Source organism: Mitsuaria sp. TWR114 (assembly GCF_007997345.1).
The window spans coordinates 1-15,569 of sequence record NZ_VOSR01000239.1 but is presented as its reverse complement, the minus strand read 5'-3'; the positions used below and the strand labels follow the sequence as shown (position 1 = coordinate 15,569).

Genomic DNA, 15,569 nt, shown 5'->3' with positions numbered 1-15,569 from the left:
GCGTCGAAGCCCAGTTCCAGCGGGCGCTGCGCCCAGGGGCTGGCGAAGGTGTTGTCGACGATGGCCAGCGCGCCGTGCTCGCGCGCGATCTTCGCGACGGCGGCCAGGTCGGTCAGCTTCAGCAGCGGGTTGCTGGGCGTCTCGATCCAGATCATCTTCGTCTCGGGCCGCAGCGCGGCGCGGACGTTCTCAGGATCGCTGCTGTCGACGTAGCTCACCTGCAGGCCGGCGCTGCGCTTGCGCACGCGCTCGAACAGCCGGTAGCTGCCGCCGTAGAGGTCGTCGCCCGCGACGATGTGCGAGCCCGCGTCCAGCGTGTCCAGCACCGTCGCCATCGCGGCCAGGCCGGACGAGAAGGCGTAGCCCTGCACGCCGCCCTCCAGGCTGGCGATCGCGCGCTCATAGGCCTGGCGGGTCGGGTTGTGGGTCCGGCCGTATTCGTAGCCCTGATGGACGCCGGGGCTCTGCTGGCGGTAGGTCGAGGTCGCGTAGATCGGCGGCATCACCGCGCCGGTCAGCGGGTCGGGGCGTTGGCCGCCATGGATCGCGCGGGTGTCGAAGCGCAGGTCGGCGTCGGCCGGATGGTCGTTGTCTTTCTCGGGGGAATGGCTCATGACAAGCCCTTTCGCAGGTGGTTCAACAGGTCGAAGCGGGTGACGAGGCCGTGGAAGCCGCGATCGTCGGCGATCACGGCCACCAGGCCCTTGCGCAGCTGCGCGATCAGGTCGGACAGCGGCGCGCCCGGCGGCAGCGTCTGCACATCATGGCTCATCGCGCTGTCGACGCTGTCCTTGAAGTGGCGCGCGTCCATGTGCATCTGCGCGAGCAGGTCGGACTCGTCCAGCAGGCCCACCAGCTTCCCGTCCTTGAGCACCGGCAGCTGCGAGACCTCGGCCTGGCGCATGCGCGAGAAGGCGGTGGCCAGCGTGTCCTCGGGGCTGACGCTGATGACGGCGCCGTCTTCCGGCCGCCGCGCTATCAGGTCGCGCAGGTCGCCCTTGCTCTCGCGTTTGAGCAGGCCCTGGTCGAACATCCACGGGTCGTTGTAGACCTTGGAGAGATAGCGGGTGCCCGTGTCGCAGACCAGCGTCACCACGCGCTTGGGCGTGGTCTGCGCGCGGCAGTACTTCAGCGCCGCGGCCAGCAGCGTGCCGGTGGACGAGCCCGCCAGGATGCCCTCGGCGCGGTACAGGTCGCGCGCGGTGGCGAAGCTCTCCTCGTCGGTGATCGCGTAGGCGTGGCGCACGCCGCTCAGGTCCGCGATCGGCGGCACGAAGTCCTCGCCGATGCCCTCGACGGCCCAGGAGCCGGCCTCGCCGAAGCTGCCGGTCTCGATGAAGTCCTTGAGGATGGAGCCGGCCGGATCGGCCAGCACCACGTCCAGGCCGGCCGGACCTTGGCGAAGAAGCGCGACAGGCCGGTGATCGTGCCGCCGGAGCCGACGCCGCAGACCAGCGCGTCGATCCGGTGGCCGACCTGCTGCCAGATCTCCGGACCGGTGGTGGTCTCGTGCGCGAGCGGGTTGTTGGGGTTGTTGAACTGGTCGGCGTACCAGGCGCCGGGGAGGTCGCGGACCAGGCGCGCGGCGCGGTCCTGGTAGTAGTCGGGGTGGCCCTTGCCGACGTCGGAGCGGGTGATATGCACCTCGGCGCCGAGCGCCTTGAGCTGCAGCACCTTCTCGGCCGACATCTTGTCCGGCACGACCAGCACGACCCGGTAGCCCTTCGCCCGCGCGACCAGCGCGAGCCCGAGCCCGGTATTGCCGGCCGTGGCCTCGACGACGGTGCCGCCGGGCGGGAGCAGGCCGTCGCGTTCGGCGGCCTCGATCATCGACAGGCCGATGCGGTCCTTGATCGAGCCGCCGGGGTTCTGCGATTCCAGCTTCAGGAAGAGCTGGCAGGGGCCGGTGTCGAGCCGGTTCACCGGCACCAGCGGCGTGTTGCCGATCAGGTCCAGCACGGCGGGGCGGTCGGGCCGCTCGATCGCTGGCGACGCGGTGGGGGAAGAGGTCTCCTTGGCACTCATGGGCGCTCCTTGTGATCCTGGTGGGATGGTCGGGCGACGCGTCCGGCGGGGTGGTACCGGACGCGGGCAAACCGCGCAGCCTATCCGCCGGGAGCGGGTCGCTCCAAGCGCGGTTGTCGCCGCAGCTTATCCGCTTCGCTTCGTTCCCGGCGTGGCGCCGCGTCCCTACCCTTCATCCATGTCGTCCAGCATGAGGAAGTCCAAGACCCAGCCATGAACTGACCCTTGTCATCCGATGCGAGCAGCGCCCCGGCTTCGGCCGGGGCGTTTGTTTTTGGGGGCGGCACCACTGGAGTCGGTGGGCCGGTCCGGCAGCGGCATAGGAACAGGCCACTGACGGCGGGGGCGAGGCGGCGCAAGCTGGCGCCTTCGCAATCCGATGCGCGTGTCGAGTCACTGATCCGGCTTCAGTGATGCCGCCTCGGAGCGACTCGTGAAAAGGAAGATCATGCTTGACCAAGCCCTCTATCAACGCGCCCTCGAGCTCTCCGACACACCCATGAGCCCCCAGGAGATGGTGACCTTGGCGATGAAGACCTACATCGCCATCCAGGCGGCACATCGATTGGCCGATCTTGGCGGCTGCGCGCCGGACATGGAGGACATTCCTCGCCGTCGCTGGGATCCGGAGGTTCCCGAATGAGCACCTGCATCGTTGTCGATTCCTCGATCTGGATCGAGCACTTCCGCCGCAGCAATCCACGATTGCTTGAGCTCCTCAAGGACCATCGCGTGGTCACTCATGAGCTTCTCATTGGTGAGCTGCGTTGCGGCACACCGCCCGTGCCGCGATCGGCCACCTTGCAGCTTCTTGCGAGCCTGCTCCAGATCGAATCCGTCGATGTCGACGAGGTTCTGACGGTGGTCGAAGAACGGAAGATGTACGGCTCCGGCTGCGGTCTGGTCGACATGGCCGTGCTGGTGGCCACGCTCAGGACGCCGGAGGCCAGGCTCTGGTCGAAGGACAAGAAGATGCAACGCCTGGCGACGCTGCTCGGTATTCCGCTGATGGAGGGTGAGCCCGCGCCGAGATCCGTCCGGATCGCTGAGCTCAGCGCTGCATGCCCCACCGCCTGACCGTCACGCGTTCGATCGTGCTGAACACCAGCCGCTCGACCAGCCATCCGATCAGGATCACCAACGCGAGTCCCGCGAAGACGCGATCGGTCATCAGCTCATTGCGGTTCTGGAAGATGTACCAGCCCAGGCCGCCCTGGCCCGAGGAGGCGCCGAAGAACAGCTCCGCGGCGATCAGCGTCCGCCACGCGAAAGCCCAGCCCACGCGCAGTCCCGACAGGATGGCCGGCAGCGCCGCGGGCAACAGGATCTGCGCGACATAGCGCGGCCCCCTGAGGCCATAGTTGCGGCCCGCCATGCGCAGCGTCTCGGGCACCGCCGCGAACCCCGCCGAAGCCGCCAGCGCCAGCGGCCACAGCACCGCATGCACCAGCACGAAGATCAGGCTCCCCGAGCCCAGTCCGAACCACAGCAGCGCCAGCGGCAGCAGCGCCGCGGCCTTGCGCCAGCGCGGGGTCTTCTCGCCACCGCCCAGCGCGAGCGTGCCGTTGCCCACATGGCGCGTTTCGGAAGCGGCCTGAGTCGGCGCGGCGGCGCGCGCGGCCATGGCCTTGGCGAGCGCCTGCTCACGCGCGAAGCGCAATCTCTCCTGGATGTCGCCGGACAGGGTCTCGCTCTGCTCGGTCAAACCCGCGGCCACCCGGAGGCCGAAACGGGTCACGCGCGCTTCCGCCTCCAGCGGCAGCGGCGTTCCTGGCGTGTTCTTCTTCATAGCGAGATTCCCTTGGCTTTCAGCGTTTTGGCCAGCGCATGCACGGCGCGGGAGCAGTGTGTCTTGACGCTGCCCTCCGAGCAACCCATGACCGCCGCCGTTTCGGCAACGTCGAGTTCTTCCCAGTAACGCAGGAGGAAGGCTTCCCGTTGACGCGCGGGCAATGCTGCAACTTCCTGTTCGATGGCGGCCAGCACTTGAACGCGCGAGACCTCGTCTGCGGCGGACAGCGCCCCCATCGAGCCTTCCTGCGTCTCCAGCATTTCCAGCAGGTCGAAGTCCTCGCCGGACTCGCCCCCCTCGAAATCCGACAGGTTGCTGAAGACGGCGTTGCGGACCTTCTGACGCCGGAACCAATCCATCGTCGCGTTCGACAGGATGCGCTGGAACAGCAGCGGCAACTCCGCCGCCGGCCGATCGAAGTATTTCTCCGCCAACCGGATCATGGCGTCCTGGACGATGTCCAGTGCGGCGTCCTCGTCTCGCACCATGTACACCGTGCGCTTGAAGGCACGCCGGTCGACGGTCTTGAGAAAGTCGTTGAGTTCTTTGTCTGTGGCCAATGGGCTGGCGCCGGAAAGGGCGGTCGGGCAGGCAAAACGGCGCGGATTATCGCACCAGCGCTACAGATCGCCACCGCCGACCGGTCGTGCGCGGGTTTGCGTGCATAATCGGCCCCTCGCACACCGCAGTTTTTGTCTCAAGTAGGCCGCCCGACCACGGCGCCCCTGTTTTTGACGCGACGTTTCAAGTCCGCTTCACAAGAGCGCGAGGAGAAGCACCGATGGTTTTTCGTCAGAGAAAATCTCAGAGGTTCGACATATGGACATGTCTGCCGCGGACATCAAACGTGCAGCGATCACGGAAGCTCGCTCACAACCGCACCCCCATTCCGTCAGTTCCGGCCAGGAACTGAATGGCTCCGAAATCCTGGTTCAGAGTCTTCAAGCCGAAGGCGTGAAGTTCCTCTGGGGCTATCCAGGCGGTGCCGTCCTCTACATCTACGACGCGCTCTACAAGCAGGACGCCATCCAGCACGTGCTGGTCCGTCATGAGCAGGCCGCCGTGCACGCGGCCGACGGCTACGCCCGGGCGACCGGCGAAGTCGGCGTCGCGCTGGTGACCTCGGGTCCCGGCGTCACGAACGCGATCACCGGCATCGCGACGGCGTACATGGACTCGATCCCGATGGTGATCATCACCGGTCAGGTCCCCACGCCCGCCATCGGCCTGGACGCCTTCCAGGAGTGCGACACCGTCGGCATCACGCGCCCGATCGTCAAGCACAACTTCCTGGTCAAGGACGTCCGCGATCTCGCCACGACGCTGAAGAAGGCCTTCCACATCGCGCGCACCGGCCGGCCCGGCCCGGTCGTGGTGGACATCCCCAAGGACGTCTCGCTCAACCGCACCGCGTTCCATTACCCGGAGCGCGTCGAGATGCGCTCCTACAACCCGGTGAAGAAGGGCCACAGCGGCCAGATCCGCAAGGCGGTCCAGCTGCTGATGGGCGCCAAGCGTCCCTATATCTATACCGGTGGCGGCGTGATCCTGGGCGAGGCCACGGCCGAGCTGCGCCAGCTGGTGGAGCTGCTGGGGTATCCCTGCACCAACACGCTGATGGGCCTGGGCGCGATGCCCGGCACCGACCCGCGCTTCCTGGGCATGCTCGGCATGCACGGCACCTACGAGGCCAACATGACGATGCAGCACTGCGACGTGCTGCTGGCCGTGGGTGCCCGCTTCGATGACCGCGTCATCGGCAATCCGAAGCACTTCGCGTCGTCGACCGCAAGATCATCCACATCGACATCGACCCGTCGTCGATCTCCAAGCGCGTGCGCGTGGACATCCCGATCGTGGGCGACGTCAAGGACGTGCTGCAGGAACTGATCGCGCAGATCAAGGAAGCGCAGGCGCGGCCCGACGCGGACTCGATCAACGCCTGGTGGAGCCAGATCAACGACTGGCGCAAGCGCGACTGCCTCGCCTACAAGCAGTCCAGCGACGTCATCAAGCCGCAGCAGGTCGTCGAGACGCTGTGGAACCTGACCCGCGACCGCGACGCCTACATCACCTCCGATGTCGGCCAGCACCAGATGTGGGCCGCGCAGTTCTATCGCTTCAACGAGCCGCGCCGCTGGATCAACTCCGGCGGCCTGGGCACGATGGGCGTGGGCCTGCCTTATGCGATGGGCATCAAGCTCGCCAAGCCGGAGTCGGACGTCTTCTGCATCACCGGCGAGGGCAGCATCCAGATGAACATCCAGGAGCTGTCCACCTGCCAGCAGTACAAGACGCCTGTGAAGGTGGTCTCGCTGAACAACCGCTACCTGGGCATGGTGCGGCAGTGGCAGGAGCTGGACTACGGCAAGCGCTACTCGCACAGCTACATGGATGCGCTGCCTGACTTCGTCAAGCTGGCCGAGTCCTATGGGCATGTGGGCCTGCTGGTGGAGAGACCCTCGGATGTCGAGCCCGCGCTGCGCGAGGCGATGCGCTTGAAGGACCGCACCGTCTTCCTGGACGTGCGCACCGACCCGACCGAGAACGTCTGGCCGATGGTCCAGGCGGGCAAGGGCATCTCCGAAATGCTGCTGGGGTCGAGGACCTCTGAGACCGCTGACGGCTCGAAGCCGTCCGGCGTGACGCGCGTTACCGCGCGCGTCGCGGCCGGCGGCGGAAAGCCAGAGGCGCTCGGAGCGATCCGGCCCATTCCCTGAATCGAAGAGCGTGGCCAAGGGCCGTCCGGTTACCGCCGGCGGTCTGAAGAGCGCGAAGGACGAGATTCCATGAAACACATCATTGCTTTGCTCATCGAGAACGAGCCGGGCGCGCTGTCGCGCGTCGTGGCGCTGTTCTCCGCCCGCGGCTACAACATCGAGAGCCTGACCGTGGCGCCGACCGAGGACCCCTCGCTGTCGCGCATGACCATCGTCACCAGCGGCAGCGACGACGTGATCGAGCAGATCACCAAGCACCTGAACCGGCTGATCGAGGTCGTCAAGGTCGTCGACCTGACCGAAGGCCGCTACATCGAGCGCGAGCTCATGCTGATCAAGGTGCGCGCCGTCGGCAAGGAGCGCGAGGAACTCAAGCGCACCTCGGACATCTTCCGCGGCCATGTCATCGACGTCACCGAGAAGACCTACACCATCGAACTGACCGGCGACGCCGGCAAGCTCGACGCCTTCATCGACGCGATCGACCGCACGGCGATCCTCGAGACGGTGCGCACCGGCACCAGCGGCATCGGCCGCGGCGAACGGATCCTGCGCGTCTGAACGCGCGCTTCACTGAACCCCCCCTGTACTGATTTCCCCCGGAGAGACCACCATGAACGTGTACTACGACAAGGACGCCGACCTCAGCCTGATCAAGGGCAAGAACGTCACCATCATCGGCTATGGCTCACAAGGCCATGCCCATGCCCAGAACCTGAACGAGAGCGGCGTGAAGGTCACCGTGGGTCTGCGCCGCGGCGGCGCGTCCTGGGCCAAGGCCGAAGGCGCCGGCCTGAAGGTCGCCGAGATCGCCGAGGCGGTGAAGGCGGCCGACGTGGTCATGATCCTGCTGCCGGACGAGCAGATCGCCGACGTCTACAAGAAGGACGTGGAACCCAACATCAAGCAGGGCGCGTCGCTGGCCTTCGCCCACGGCTTCAACGTCCATTACGGCCAGGTGCAGCCGCGCGAAGACCTGGACGTGTGGATGGTCGCTCCGAAGGCGCCGGGCCACACCGTGCGCAACACCTACCGCCAGGGCGGCGGCGTGCCGCACCTGATCGCGGTCTACGCCGACAAGACCGGCAAGGCGCGCGACCTGGCCCTGAGCTATGCGGCGGCCAACGGTGGCGGCAAGGCCGGCATCATCCAGACCTCGTTCCGCGAAGAGACCGAGACCGACCTGTTTGGCGAGCAGGCCGTGCTGTGCGGCGGCGCCGTCGAGCTGATCAAGGCCGGCTTCGAGACGCTGACCGAAGCCGGTTACGCGCCCGAGATGGCCTACTTCGAGTGCCTGCATGAACTGAAGCTGATCGTCGACCTGATCTATGAAGGCGGCATCGGCAACATGAACTACTCGATCTCCAACAACGCGGAGTACGGCGAGTACGTCACCGGCCCGCGCGTGGTGACCGAGGCGACCAAGGACGCGATGCGCCAGTGCCTGAAGGACATCCAGACCGGCGAGTACGCCAAGTCCTTCATCCTGGAGAACAAGGCCGGCGCCCCGACGCTGATCAGCCGCCGCCGCCTGACCGCCGAGCACCCGATCGAGCAGGTCGGCGAACAGCTGCGCGCGATGATGCCCTGGATCAAGGCCAACAAGCTGGTCGACAAGTCCAAGAACTGATCGCCTGATCAACACCTCGACAGCCCGGCCTGCGCAAGCAGCCCGGGCTGTTTGCCTTCGGGCCGCGCACCGGCAGAGCGTTTCGCCGGCTGTTTCTCTTCCAAGCGGCACCCGTGGCGTGGCTTTGCCAGGCCACCGGGTGCGCCCCCTTGAGGGGGCCGGCGCAAGCCGGTAGGGGGTGGGTTATCCTCCCGGCCCATGAATTCGACTCAGAACAAGAGCGTGGACCTGCTCGACGAGGACGAGCCCGACGTCCTCGACGCCCCGCAGCGCCCGCGCCACAAGGGCATCTACCTGCTGCCCAACCTGTTCACCCTGGCCGCGCTGTTCAGCGGTTTCTATGCCGTGGTGATGGGCATCGGCGGGCGCTTCGAGCAGTCCGTCTACGGCATCTTCGCGGCCATGGTGCTCGACAGCCTGGACGGCCGCGTCGCGCGCATGACCAACACGCAGAGCACCTTCGGCGAGCAGATGGACTCGCTGTCCGACATGGTGTCCTTCGGCGCGGCGCCGGCGCTCATCATGTATTCCTGGGCGCTGCAGGGCCTGGGCAAGTGGGGCTGGTTCGCCGCCTTCGTCTACATCGCCGGCGCGGCGCTGCGGCTGGCGCGCTTCAACACCAACATCGCGGTCGTGGACCGCCGCTTCTTCCAGGGCGTGCCCAGCCCCGCCGCGGCCGCGCTGGTGATGAGCCTGATCTGGGCGCTGGACAGCGCGGCTACAAGGACATCCACCGCGATCCGGCGCTGGCCTGGCTGGCCTTCGGCTTCACGCTCTATGCGGGCCTCACGATGGTGACCAACGCGCCGTTCTACAGCTTCAAGGACATCACCTTCAAGCGCTCGGTGCCTTTCATCGTGCTGGTGGTGATCATGCTGGCCATCGCGGCGATCAACATCGATCCGCCGCGGGTGCTGTTCGGCGTCTTCTGCGCCTATGGCATCTCGGGCTACGTCGTCTACGCGGTGCGGCGCGCCAAGGGCAAGCCGGCCAGCGTGATCGCGATGTCGACCGACGAGCCCGATGAAGCAGGCCTTCACCGATAGCGAACGCTTGCGGCGCGTGCATTCGCCCATTCGCGTTGACGCCCGCCGCGCCGCGCCCCTATATTCGACGCCCATGACGTTCGTGTCCGCCTCCACCAGCCAAGCCTTCGGGCTGTCGCTGCTACTACTAGCTGAACCTCGGGTTCGCTAGATCGCGCACGTCCGTCCATCCAGACGCTCATCCCAGATCAACGGCCCGAATGCAACTCGCAGCGGGCCGTTTCTGTTTCTGGAGAGCCTGCGAGTTGCGCCCCTGAACCCACCAGGAACGCTCCCATGCTCAAGCAACCGCAGACCAAGTACCGCGCCTTCGCCCCCATCGCCCTCCCGGACCGCCGCTGGCCCGACGCGCAGATCACGAAGGCGCCGCTGTGGCTGAGCACCGACCTGCGCGACGGCAACCAGGCGCTGATCGAGCCGATGGATCCCGAGCGCAAGCTGCGCATGTTCCAGATGCTGGTGAAGATCGGCTTCAAGGAGATCGAGGTGGGCTTCCCCTCGGCCTCGCAGACGGATTTCGATTTCGTCCGCATGCTCATCGAGGACGGCCACATCCCTGAGGACGTGACCATCCAGGTCCTGACGCAGGCCCGCCAGCCGCTGATCGAGCGCACCTTCGAATCGCTGGTGGGCGTGCCGCGCGCGGTCGTCCATCTCTACAACGCGGTCGCGCCGGTGATGCGCCGCGTCGTGCTGAACATGAGCGAGGACGAGATCGTCGACCTGGCCGTGACCCACACGGCGATGATCCGCGAGCTGGCCGCGAAGCAGCCGGAGACGGACTTCCGCTTCGAGTACTCGCCGGAGATGTTCTCGGGCACCGAGCTGGCCTTCTCCAAGCGCGTCGTCGACGCCGTGACCGCGGCCTGGGGACCGACGCCCGAGCGCAAGATCATCATCAACCTGCCGACCACCGTCGAGCATTCGACACCCAACATCTACGCCGACATGATCGAGTGGATGGGCCGGAACATCGAACGCCGCGACAGCGTGATCCTGTCGGTCCATCCGCACAACGACCGCGGCACCGGCACCGCCGCCGCCGAGCTGGCGCTGATGGCCGGCGCCGACCGCGTCGAGGGCTGCCTGTTCGGCAACGGCGAGCGCACCGGCAACCTGGACCTGGTCAACGTCGCGCTCAACCTGTACACGCAGGGCGTGCATCCGGGGCTGGATTTCTCCGACATCGACGAAGTCCGCCGCTGCGTCGAGCATTGCAACCAGATTCCCGTCCATCCGCGCCATCCGTATGTGGGCGAACTGGTCTACACCTCGTTCTCGGGTTCGCATCAGGATGCGATCAAGAAGGCCTTCTCCGCCCGCCAGGAAGGCGACATCTGGGAGATCCCCTACCTGCCCATCGACCCGAAGGACCTGGGCCGCAGCTATGAGGCGGTGATCCGCGTCAACAGCCAGTCGGGCAAGGGCGGCATCTCCTACCTGCTCGAGGCCGAATACGGCATCGAGTTGCCGCGCCGCCTGCAGATCGAATTCAGCCAGATCGTCCAGGGCGTGATGGACACGAACGGCAAGGAACTCGGCGCGGCCGACCTGTGGCGCATCTTCGACCGCGAATACGGCGTCAAGCAGGCACCGGCGCTGCATCCGCAGATCGACACCGGCGAGGACGGCCAGACCCGCGTGCAGGCGCAGGCCGACCTGTGCGTGCGCATGGTCCGGATCGACGGCCAGGGCAAGGGCCCGATCGATGCCTTCGTCGAGGGCCTGAACAAGCTGCTCAAGACCCAGGTCCGGGTGCTCGACTACCACGAGCATGCGATGGGCAGCGGCGCCGATGCGCAGGCCGTGGCCTACCTGGAGCTGAGGGTCGGCGAGGCCACGCTGTTCGGCGTCGGCATGGACGGCAACATCGCCTCGGCGTCGCTGAAGGCGATCGTCTCGGGCCTGCGCCGCGCCTCGCAGCGCGGCGTGCTCAAGCTCGCCGACCGCATCGCGGCCTGAGCCGCCGGGGCCCGCCGGCCGCCTAAACTCGCTGACCGGGACCCGGACCACCGGGTCCGCCCCCGCCACCGCAAGGAAGCCTCCCATGTCCGACCAGCTGATCATCTTCGACACCACCCTGCGCGACGGTGAGCAGTCGCCCGGCGCGTCCATGACCAAGGACGAGAAGCTGCGCATCGCGCGGCAGCTGGAGCGGCTGAAGGTGGACGTGATCGAGGCCGGCTTCGCGGCCGCCAGCCACGGCGACTTCGAGGCGGTCAAGGCGATTGCCGACGCGATCCGCGACAGCACCGTCTGCTCGCTGGCGCGCGCGAACGACCGCGACATCGCCCGCGCCGCCGAGGCGCTGAAGGGCGCGGCGCGTTCGCGCATCCACACCTTCATCGCCACCAGCGAACTCCACATGGAGAAGAAGCTGCGCATGACCCGCGAGCAGGTGCTGGAGCAGGCGATCCAGGCGGTGCGCTTCGCCCGCAACCTGACCGACGACATCGAGTTCTCTCCTGAGGACGGCTACCGCTCCGATCCGGAGTTCCTGGCCCGCGTCGTCGAGGCGGTGATCCGCGAGGGCGCCCGCACGATCAACATCCCGGACACCGTCGGCTACGCGATCCCCGAGCTCTACGGCCAGTTCATCAAGACGCTGCGTGAGCGCGTGCCCAACTCGGACCAGGCCATCTGGAGCGTCCACTGCCACAACGACCTGGGCATGGCGGTGGCCAACTCGCTGGCCGGGGTGAAGATCGGCGGCGCGCGCCAAGTGGAGTGCACGATCAACGGTCTGGGTGAGCGCGCCGGGAACTGCTCGCTGGAGGAGGTGGTGATGGCGGTGAAGACCCGCCGCGACTATTTCGGCCTGGACGTGCGGGTCGATCCCTCGCAGATCGTGGCGGCGTCCCGGATGGTGTCGCAGACCACCGGCTTCGTGATCCAGCCCAACAAGGCGGTGGTGGGCGCCAATGCCTTCGCGCATGCCTCCGGCATCCACCAGGACGGCGTGCTCAAGGCCCGCGACACCTACGAGATCATGCGCGCCGAGGACGTCGGCTGGAGCGCCAACAAGATCGTGCTGGGCAAGCTCTCGGGGCGCAACGCCTTCAAGCAGCGGCTGCAGGAACTGGGCGTGGTGCTGGCGTCCGAGGCGGAAATCAACGCCGCCTTCGTCCGCTTCAAGGACCTGGCCGACCGCAAGGCCGAGATCTTCGACGAGGACATCATCGCGCTGGTGATGGACGAGTCGGTCACGCAGGACCAGGAGCACTACCGGCTGGTGGCGCTGGCGCAGCGCTCCGAAACCGGTGAACGCCCGCAGGCGCAGGTCGTCTTCGCCGCCGGCGAGACCGAGTACCGCACCGAGAGCGACGGCAACGGCCCGGTCGACGCGGTGCTCAAGGCGATCGAGAGCAAGGTCGGAAGTGGGGCCGAAATGCTGCTGTATTCGGTCAGCGCGATCACCAGCGGGAGCACAGAATCCCAGGGCGAAGTGACGGTGCGCCTGCAGCATGCCGGACGCGTGGTGAACGGCGTGGGGGCAGACCCCGATATCGTCGTCGCCTCCGCGAAAGCATATTTGAGCGCTCTGAACAAGCTTCAAAGCAAAACGGAGCGGGTCGCCGCCCAAGGTTGACAGGACAGCGCACGCCGGCCGCCCGGCCGCGTCGGATGGCACGGATTCGGGCACTTTAAGAGCCTGCGTTAAGTCATTGATCTTGCCGGTCTTTCAGCGATCCCCTAAACTCGCGCCCACTTCTGGGGACTGGATTGAAGACCATTGCGACATTGCTGTCTGGTGCCGCGCTCAGCGGCGTCATGTTGCTGACGGGCCTGACCGCCAGTCTCGTGCCGGTTCAACCGGCGCAGGCGGCCACGGCGTCGTCCTCCAAAGCCAAGGTGAAGAGCGTGCGCAAGGCCAAACCGGCCCCGCGCTCTCCCCGCAAGGTGGCCGCCCGCGCGGCGGCACCGGCCCGGGAAGTCGCCCTGTCCAAACCGTCCTTCGGGACGATGTACGGGCTGCATGACACCGAGGACCCCCTCGACCTGAAATCCAGCGTCGCCTATGTCGTCGACCAGGACACCAACGAAGTCCTGTTCTCGAAGAACCCCTCGGCCGTGCTGCCGATCGCGTCCATCACCAAGCTGATGACCGCGCTGCTGGTGGTCGAGGCCAACCAGTCGCTCGACGAGAAGCTCGAGATCACCGACGAAGACAAGGACACCGAGAAGTTCACCGGGTCGCGCCTGGCCATCGGCACCGAACTGACCCGCGGCGAACTGCTGCACCTGGCGCTGATGTCCTCGGAGAACCGCGCGGCCCATGCGCTCGGGCGCAACTACCCGGGCGGCCTGGAGGCCTTCGTCGCGGCGATGAACGCCAAGGCGCGTGCGCTGGGCATGATGGACACCCATTACGTCGAGCCCACCGGCCTGTCCAGCCGCAACCAGTCCAGCGCGGCCGACCTCGCCAAGCTGGTCAAGGTCGCCCACGCCTTCCCGCTGATCCGCGAGCTGTCGACCTCGTCCGAATACACCGTGGCCCTGGGCCGCCGGCAGGTCCGCTTCGGCACCACCAATGGCCTCGTCCGCAAGGGCGACTGGGACATCGGCCTGCAGAAGACGGGCTTCATCAATGAAGCGGGGCAGTGCCTGGTCATGCAGGCCCAGCTGGCTGGCCGCAAGCTGATCATGGTGTTCCTGGACTCCGCCGGAAAATACTCCCGGATCGGCGACGCCGAACGCGTCCGCAAGTGGCTCACCGGTGCGGCCTCGCCGCTGGCGGGCGTGGCGACGGCCCCCGCCGCCGCGACGACCGCAGCCGTGATCCCGGCGGTGTCGGCGAAGTAATCGCCGGAGCGCCCCGGAGCAAGCGGCCTCCGGCTGAATGCAGAAGCGGACCTTCGGGTCCGCTTTTTCGTGGGGGCCCGCGGAATTCAGCCGCGGAAGCCCAGCGCGGCGGAGATCCGCGTCGCCGTCTCCTTCAGGCGCGGCAGCCAGCCTTCCTCGAGCCGGTCCGCGGGCGCGGAGATCGACAGCCCCGCCACCAGCTTGCCCTGGTCGTCGTAGATGCCGGCGGCCATGCAGCGCACGCCCAGCTCGAGCTCCTCGTCGTCGCGCGCGACACCGCGCTGGCGGACCAGCGCCATCTCGCGCTCGAGCTGGCTGATGTCGGTCAGGCTGTTGCGGGTATGGCCCGACAGGCCGGTGCGGGTCGCGTAGGCGCGCACCCGCTGGGGATCGTCGCTCGCCAGGAACAGCTTGCCCACCGAGGTCAGGTGCAGCGGCGCCCGGCCGCCGACGGCGCGCACGACCTGCATGCCGCTGCGCTCGGAATAGGTCCGCTCGATGTAGACGATCTCGTCGCCCTGGCGCACCGACAGGTTGACCGGCTGATGGGTCAGCTTGTGCAGCTCGCGCATCGGGCCGATCGCCGCCTCGCGGACGTCCAGCCGCGCCTTGACCAGGTTGCCCAGTTCCAGCAGCCGCATGCCGAGCCGATAGCTGCCGGCCTCCGGGCGGTCGACGAAGCGACCCAGCGCCAGGTCGTTCAGGATGCGGTGGGCGGTGGAGGGATGCAGTCCGGTGGTTTCGCTGATCAACTTCAGCGACACCGGATCCTGATGCTGGGCCAGGACGTCCAGCAGCGCGAAGGTGCGCTCAAGGACCTGGATCGCGGGGGTCTGGAGCTCCTTGGACTTCATGGCGGACGATTGTGAAGGATTTCGCTCTGGTTTTGCATGGCGAAACCGAGAGCCGCATCTAGCGGGCGCATTCCGTCGCATTTGCCCATCAGCGGTGCGTGGCGCCGCGATGAATCCGCCTCAGGAGGTGGCGTCAGTGCCGGATTGCCGCATTGCGGAACGGGCTGCGGCGAGCCCGCTGCGCACGGCGCCTTCCAGCGTCGCCGGATAAGGGCCGGCCAGATAGTCGCCGGCGGCCCACAGCGCCGGCGCGATCGGGGCCTCTGGGCGAATTCGACCCGGGGTGCAGGCGAAGGTCGCGCGCTTCTCGCTGAGCACGCGGACCAGCCTCGGCGCACGCTGCCAGGGCAGGTGCCGGAGGGCCTGTTCGAGCGCCGCGGCCCCGGTCGCTTCCAGGCCTCGTTCGACCCAGGGCTCCGCGCCGCTGATGACCAGGCTGAACAGCCCGGGATGCTGGCCCAGCTGGCCCAGGTCGAAGGCGAACTGCGCCGGCTCGGTGGCGGATTCCCGCAGCGCGACCATGGGCGCGGGCAGCGCCGAGCCGGCGCTTTCCAGATAGACGGTCACGATGGGCTGGAACTCGAAGGCGCCGGCGATGGCGCTCCAGCGCGGGGCGAGGTCGCGGGTGAGCCGGGCCGCCTCCACCGAGCTGCAGGCGACGACGACCGCGTCGGCCGGCTCGCCGTCGACCAGCCAGCC

General features: G+C 67.4%; 11 protein-coding genes and 4 pseudogenes. 9 read left to right on the top strand and 6 right to left on the bottom strand.

Annotated features, from left to right (window positions below; genetic code table 11):
* Both FUT87_RS10545 and FUT87_RS10540 read right to left on the bottom strand, forming a co-directional pair.
* A partial coding sequence (locus FUT87_RS10545) for a PLP-dependent aspartate aminotransferase family protein (protein WP_147240976.1) occupies window positions 1-614 on the bottom strand: 614 nt, incomplete at its 3' end.
* Window positions 611-2,025, bottom strand: a pseudogene (locus tag FUT87_RS10540) (pyridoxal-phosphate dependent enzyme). The gene FUT87_RS10545 and the pseudogene FUT87_RS10540, both read right to left, overlap by 4 nt.
* Before the next feature lie 433 nt (window positions 2,026-2,458).
* On the opposite strand from FUT87_RS10540, the gene FUT87_RS10535 reads away from it, so the two are divergent.
* On the top strand, window positions 2,459-2,668 hold the full coding sequence (locus tag FUT87_RS10535; RefSeq protein WP_147240975.1) for a type II toxin-antitoxin system VapB family antitoxin: 210 nt from the start codon (window positions 2,459-2,461) through the stop codon (window positions 2,666-2,668).
* Window positions 2,665-3,102, top strand: coding sequence for a type II toxin-antitoxin system VapC family toxin (locus tag FUT87_RS10530; protein ID WP_147240974.1), 438 nt, complete (start codon window positions 2,665-2,667; stop codon window positions 3,100-3,102). Before FUT87_RS10535 ends, FUT87_RS10530 begins: the two co-directional genes overlap by 4 nt.
* On the opposite strand, the pseudogene FUT87_RS10525 reads toward FUT87_RS10530, so the two are convergent.
* Both FUT87_RS10525 and FUT87_RS10520 read right to left on the bottom strand, forming a co-directional pair.
* Window positions 3,077-3,748: pseudogene (locus FUT87_RS10525) on the bottom strand (ABC transporter permease); the annotation flags it as partial. The gene FUT87_RS10530 and the pseudogene FUT87_RS10525 overlap by 26 nt on opposite strands.
* 62 nt (window positions 3,749-3,810) lie before the next feature.
* Entirely contained in the window at window positions 3,811-4,377 is a 567-nt protein-coding gene (locus FUT87_RS10520; protein ID WP_091722747.1) for an RNA polymerase sigma factor, read from the bottom strand.
* 259 nt (window positions 4,378-4,636) lie between these two features.
* Between FUT87_RS10520 and FUT87_RS10515 the strand changes: the two are divergent.
* From FUT87_RS10515 to pbpG, 7 genes and pseudogenes are all read left to right on the top strand, one after another.
* Window positions 4,637-6,420, top strand: a pseudogene (locus FUT87_RS10515) (acetolactate synthase 3 catalytic subunit); the annotation flags it as partial.
* A gap of 186 nt (window positions 6,421-6,606) precedes the next feature.
* Window positions 6,607-7,098, top strand: coding sequence for an acetolactate synthase small subunit (ilvN, locus tag FUT87_RS10510; protein WP_091722753.1), 492 nt, complete (start codon window positions 6,607-6,609; stop codon window positions 7,096-7,098).
* 52 nt (window positions 7,099-7,150) lie between these two features.
* Window positions 7,151-8,167, top strand: a complete 1,017-nt coding sequence (gene ilvC / locus FUT87_RS10505; RefSeq protein WP_091722757.1) for a ketol-acid reductoisomerase — start codon at window positions 7,151-7,153, stop codon at window positions 8,165-8,167.
* 198 nt (window positions 8,168-8,365) lie between these two features.
* Window positions 8,366-9,213, top strand: a pseudogene (pssA, locus tag FUT87_RS10500) (CDP-diacylglycerol--serine O-phosphatidyltransferase).
* Window positions 9,214-9,489: 276 nt separating this feature from the next.
* The gene (gene leuA, locus FUT87_RS10495; RefSeq protein ID WP_147240972.1) at window positions 9,490-11,175 is read left to right on the top strand and encodes a 2-isopropylmalate synthase; all 1,686 of its coding nucleotides are present in this window, start codon (window positions 9,490-9,492) and stop codon (window positions 11,173-11,175) included.
* A gap of 85 nt (window positions 11,176-11,260) precedes the next feature.
* Window positions 11,261-12,802: a 2-isopropylmalate synthase gene (locus tag FUT87_RS10490; RefSeq protein WP_147240971.1), complete on the top strand. Its 1,542-nt coding sequence runs from the start codon at window positions 11,261-11,263 to the stop codon at window positions 12,800-12,802.
* A 182-nt stretch (window positions 12,803-12,984) separates the two neighbouring features.
* Complete coding sequence (pbpG, locus tag FUT87_RS10485; RefSeq protein ID WP_147240977.1) at window positions 12,985-14,016, top strand: D-alanyl-D-alanine endopeptidase; 1,032 nt, start codon at window positions 12,985-12,987, stop codon at window positions 14,014-14,016.
* Between the two features lie 86 nt (window positions 14,017-14,102).
* Here the strand turns inward: pbpG and FUT87_RS10480 are convergent, their stop codons facing one another.
* Both FUT87_RS10480 and FUT87_RS28625 read right to left on the bottom strand, forming a co-directional pair.
* Complete coding sequence (locus FUT87_RS10480) at window positions 14,103-14,870, bottom strand: IclR family transcriptional regulator (RefSeq protein ID WP_091722774.1); 768 nt, start codon at window positions 14,868-14,870, stop codon at window positions 14,103-14,105.
* Between the two features lie 120 nt (window positions 14,871-14,990).
* A partial coding sequence (locus FUT87_RS28625) for an FAD-dependent oxidoreductase (RefSeq protein ID WP_404935387.1) occupies window positions 14,991-15,569 on the bottom strand: 579 nt, incomplete at its 5' end.

Bases quoted from the DNA above. Each gene is read 5' to 3' on its own strand.
- FUT87_RS10490 (WP_147240971.1), top strand. From the start codon at position 11,261: ATGTCCGACCAGCTGATCATCTTCGACACCACCCTGCGCGACGGTGAG.
- leuA (WP_147240972.1), top strand. From the start codon at position 9,490: ATGCTCAAGCAACCGCAGACCAAGTACCGCGCCTTCGCCCCCATCGCC.
- ilvN (WP_091722753.1), top strand. From the start codon at position 6,607: ATGAAACACATCATTGCTTTGCTCATCGAGAACGAGCCGGGCGCGCTG.
- FUT87_RS10530 (WP_147240974.1), top strand. From the start codon at position 2,665: ATGAGCACCTGCATCGTTGTCGATTCCTCGATCTGGATCGAGCACTTC.
- pbpG (WP_147240977.1), top strand. From the start codon at position 12,985: ATGTTGCTGACGGGCCTGACCGCCAGTCTCGTGCCGGTTCAACCGGCG.
- ilvC (WP_091722757.1), top strand. From the start codon at position 7,151: ATGAACGTGTACTACGACAAGGACGCCGACCTCAGCCTGATCAAGGGC.
- FUT87_RS10480 (WP_091722774.1), bottom strand. From the start codon at position 14,870: ATGAAGTCCAAGGAGCTCCAGACCCCCGCGATCCAGGTCCTTGAGCGC.